The organism is Nocardiopsis sp. MG754419 (assembly GCF_018207095.1).
GTDB lineage: Bacteria > Actinomycetota > Actinomycetes > Streptosporangiales > Streptosporangiaceae > Nocardiopsis.
Genome location: NZ_QOCZ01000322.1, coordinates 1 through 700, shown reverse-complemented (window position 1 = coordinate 700; position 700 = coordinate 1). Strand labels below are relative to the sequence as shown.

Below are 700 nucleotides of genomic sequence, written 5' to 3'. Positions count from 1 at the left end.
GGGGACGCCCCGCCGTGCGTGTCAGGGTCGGCGTTGGTCTCCGCCCTGGCCCGGGGTCCAGTTCAGGGCGCTGGCGCGCTCCATGAACTCCTCCACGGTGATGTCGCCGCGGGCGAAGCGCTCGGCCAGGACCGTGCGGGCGGACTCCTCGGGCCCGGGTGCGGGGGGCGTGACCCAGGGCGGGCCGTGGCCGCGCCGTCGGGCGATGACGAAGGCCACGGCGCCCAGGGCCAGCAGGATGAGCAGACAGAACATGAGCACTCCCGGAAGGAAGGGTGGCGGTCCGCCCTGCCAGGGCGGGGCGGCGCTGATCAGCGTTGCTGTGGTCATGGATCCAGGTTGCCGCGGCCCGGGGGTCGCGCGCATCGGTCGGGTGCGGGCCGTGCTCCTACGTCGGTGGGCGTAGAGGGGGATGCGCGCCTGGGGCGAGGCGCGGCGGCGGTCGGGGTTCTAGGGTCGAGGTGTGCGAGAACGTGTGAGCAGGGGCGCAGTGGTCTGGGACGTGCTGCCGGCGGCGGTGTTGGGCCTGGCGGCGCTGGTGTGGGTGCGCGGATCCTTCGCCTGGGAGCACTCCGGGGGCCAGGGGCCGCCGTGGGCGCGGCCCGGGGGGTCGTGGCCGCCGCTCGCGCAGGTGTCGGTGCCCTGGTGGGTGTGGGCGGGTGTGGTGGCGCTGGTGGTCGCGGTGGTGGTGCGCCGGCTC

The 700-nt window shown here is 75.7% G+C and carries 1 protein-coding gene and 1 pseudogene; one reads left to right on the top strand and one right to left on the bottom strand.

Annotated features, from left to right (window positions below):
- Positions 1-21: 21 nt before the first annotated feature.
- The gene (locus tag DSY14_RS27910) at positions 22-330 is read right to left on the bottom strand and encodes an SHOCT domain-containing protein (protein ID WP_211719579.1); all 309 of its coding nucleotides are present in this window, start codon (positions 328-330) and stop codon (positions 22-24) included.
- A 145-nt stretch (positions 331-475) separates the two neighbouring features.
- Between DSY14_RS27910 and DSY14_RS27905 the strand changes: the two are divergent.
- Positions 476-700: pseudogene (locus DSY14_RS27905) on the top strand (sensor histidine kinase); the annotation flags it as partial.

Bases quoted from the DNA above. Each gene is read 5' to 3' on its own strand.
- DSY14_RS27910 (WP_211719579.1), bottom strand. From the start codon at position 330: ATGACCACAGCAACGCTGATCAGCGCCGCCCCGCCCTGGCAGGGCGGA.